The following is a 3,085-nucleotide window of genomic DNA, read 5'->3' as shown; positions in this document are numbered from 1 at the left end:
CCCGAGGCCCCGCTCCGCCCGCGCCCCGGCCCGGCGACGTCTGGCGTGAGCCCCGCCCGGCTTCCACTACCCTTGTCGGGTGACCATTCGGCTGTACGACACCAGCACCCGCAGGCTCCGTGACTTCGCCCCGCTGATCCCGGGCCGCGTCTCGATCTACCTGTGTGGCGCGACCGTGCAGTCCCAGCCGCACATCGGCCACATCCGCTCCGGCCTGAACTTCGACATCATCCGCCGCTGGTTCGCCTACCGCGGCTACGACGTCACGTTCGTCCGGAACGTCACGGACATCGACGACAAGATCATCACCAAGTCGGTCGAGCAGGGCCGGCCCTGGTGGGCGATCGGCTACGAGAACGAGCGCGCGTTCAACGACGGTTACGACGCGCTCGGCTGCCTGCCGCCCACCTACGAGCCGCGCGCGACCGGCCATGTGCCGGAGATGATCGAGATGATGCGCGAACTGATCGACCGCGGCCACGCCTACGCGGCCGACGGCAACGTCTACTTCGACGTCCGCTCCTACGCCGACTACCTCTCGCTCTCCGGCCAGGAACTCGACAACCTCCGCCAGCCGGCCGGCGAGGGCGAGACCGGCAAGCGCGACCCGCGCGACTTCGCCATGTGGAAGTCCGCCAAGCCCGGCGAACCCAGCTGGGACACCCCCTGGGGCCCCGGCCGCCCCGGCTGGCACCTGGAGTGCTCGGCCATGGCCCACAAGTACCTCGGCCCGGCCTTCGACATCCACGGCGGTGGCGTCGACCTCGTCTTCCCGCACCACGAGAACGAGATCGCCCAGTCGAAGGCCTACGGCGACGACTTCGCCGCGCACTGGCTGCACAACGCCTGGGTCACGCTCAGCGGCGAGAAGATGAGCAAGTCGCTCGGCAACTCGGTGCTCGTCGCCGAGATGGTCCGCACCTGGCGTCCCGTCGTGCTGCGCTACTACCTCGGCACCCCGCACTACCGATCCATGATCGAGTACAGCCCCGAGGCGCTGCGCGAGGCGGAGACCGCGTTCTCCCGCGTCGAGGGCTTCGTCCAGCGCGCCGTGGAGCAGGTCGGCGAGGTCGAGCCGGCCGCCGAGGTGCCCGCCGAGTTCGCCGCCGCGATGGACGAGGACTTCGGCGTCCCCCAGGCGATGGCCGTCGTCCACAACACCGTTCGGCACGGCAACGCCGCCCTCGGCGCGGACGACAAGGACGCCACCGCCACCGCGCTCGCCGAGCTGCGCGCCATGCTCGGCGTGCTCGGCCTCGACCCGCTCGACGCACACTGGAGTGCGGCCGGCGACGGGCAGAGCGAGGAACTGCACGACGTCGTCGACTCCCTCGTCCGCCTCGTACTCGAACAGCGGCAGGCGGCCCGCGCCCGCAAGGACTACGCCACCGCCGACGCCATCCGCGACGAACTCCAGCGCTCCGGCCTGGTCATCGAGGACACCCCGGCCGGCCCCCGATGGGAGCTGGGACGCCACTGACGTCCCGGGCGTCCCGCACGCCCCGGCCCCGGGCGGCCCCACCCGGCCGCCACCCACAGACTTCACGAACACCGAAAGACGAGGACCACCTCATGGCCGGCAACAGCCAGCGGCGCAACCGCCGCACGTCCAACAAGAAGGGCGCGCAGGTAGGCAGTGGCGGCAAGCGGCGCCGCAGCCTGGAGGGCAAGGGCCCCACGCCGCCCGCCGAGATGCGCAAGGGCCACGCCAAGCAGCGTGCCGCCCAGGCCCGCGCCCGCAAGGCCACCGGCCGCCCCGCCCCCCGCCGCGGCGGACCCAAGGGCACGGCGGAGCTGGTCGTCGGCCGCAACCCGGTCTACGAGGCGCTGCGCGAGGGTGTGCCCGCCACCACCCTCTACGTGCAGCAGTTCATCGACAACGACGACCGCGTGCGCGACGCCCTCAAGCTCGCCGCCGACCGCGGCGGCATCAACCTGCTCGAAGCCCCCCGGGCCGAGCTGGACCGCATGACCAACAACCTCAACCACCAGGGTCTTGTCCTCCAGGTGCCGCCCTACGACTACGCGCACCCCGACGACCTCGTCGCGAACGCGCTCGACGACGGCGAGGACCCGCTGATCGTCGCCCTCGACGGGGTCACCGACCCCCGCAACCTGGGCGCCGTCGTCCGGTCCGTCTCCGCGTTCGGCGGCCACGGCGTCGTGGTGCCCGAGCGCCGCGCCGCGCACATGACCGCCGGCGCGTGGAAGACCTCGGCGGGCGCCGCCGCCCGCACCCCGGTCGCCCGCGCGACGAACCTGACCCGGGCGCTGGAGACCTACCAGAAGGCCGGTCTGACCGTCGTCGGTCTCGCCGCCGACGGCGAGACCGAACTGCACGAGCTGGACGCGTTGGAAGGCCCGGTCGTGGTGGTCGTCGGCAGCGAGGGCAAGGGCCTCTCGCGGCTTGTCGGCGAGACCTGCGACCTGCGCGTGCGCATCCCCATGCCGGGCGGTGCCGAGTCGCTGAACGCCGGCGTGGCCGCGGGCGTCGTCCTCTACGAGGCCGCCCGCCGGAGGGCGTGAGTCCCCCCGCGCCGCGTACGAGCCCCCGCGCCGCGTGTGAGCGGCCCGCGCTGGGCGTGAGCGGCCCACGCCGGAGGGCGTGGGCCCCCGCCCGGGCGCGGGGCGCGCACTCCGGTGTACACCCGGAAATCTCGAACGCCGCTTCGAGAACCCGCCGCACGCTCGGTTTGTGCGACGCGCCCGGGCCCCCCGGACGGCTCCGAGCCGCCCGGGTGAACGCGGACCGCGAAGGCTTGACCAAGCTTTGACGGGTCGCGGACAGATCGGCGCGGTCAAGGCAGTGTCTTAAAGGTCCGTCACTCGGTTAGATGAGTGTGGACACCAGAACACCCCGCACGCCCACCGGGGGACGCCCGGCCGGCTTCGCCGACGAGCAACCGGTGCTGAGTTCGGTCAAGGTGCCGAGCGACCCAGCTCAGGTCATCGTCAAGAACGTGAGCTTCCGGGTCATGCTCGGTACGCCGCCGACCGGTGGTTCCCACGCCGGCGCCTCGGCGGGCGCGTTCGCCCCCCGGCAACTCCGGCAGTCCCCGGCGGTCGCGTCGTCACTGGCCGACAC

The 3,085-nt window shown here is 72.6% G+C and carries 2 protein-coding genes and 1 pseudogene; all 3 read left to right on the top strand.

Translation table 11 applies throughout. From position 1 onward, the window contains the following. The first annotated feature begins 79 nt into the window (after nt 1–79). Nucleotides 80–1,480, top strand: a complete 1,401-nt coding sequence (cysS, locus tag GL263_RS24205; protein ID WP_182857871.1) for a cysteine--tRNA ligase — start codon at nt 80–82, stop codon at nt 1,478–1,480. Between the two features lie 92 nt (nt 1,481–1,572). Next, a complete protein-coding gene (gene rlmB / locus GL263_RS24200) occupies nt 1,573–2,526 on the top strand; it encodes a 23S rRNA (guanosine(2251)-2'-O)-methyltransferase RlmB (RefSeq protein ID WP_182857870.1) in 954 nt (317 codons plus the stop codon). Between the two features lie 308 nt (nt 2,527–2,834). Continuing rightward, nucleotides 2,835–3,085, top strand: a pseudogene (locus GL263_RS24195) (hypothetical protein); the annotation flags it as partial.

The sequence above is a fragment of the Streptomyces durbertensis genome (genome assembly GCF_014156695.1).
Lineage (GTDB): Bacteria > Actinomycetota > Actinomycetes > Streptomycetales > Streptomycetaceae > Streptomyces > Streptomyces durbertensis.
The sequence above is the reverse complement of the archived record's forward strand: the minus strand, read 5'-3'. Positions and strand labels throughout refer to the sequence as shown.

Bases quoted from the DNA above. Each gene is read 5' to 3' on its own strand.
- rlmB (WP_182857870.1), top strand. From the start codon at position 1,573: ATGGCCGGCAACAGCCAGCGGCGCAACCGCCGCACGTCCAACAAGAAG.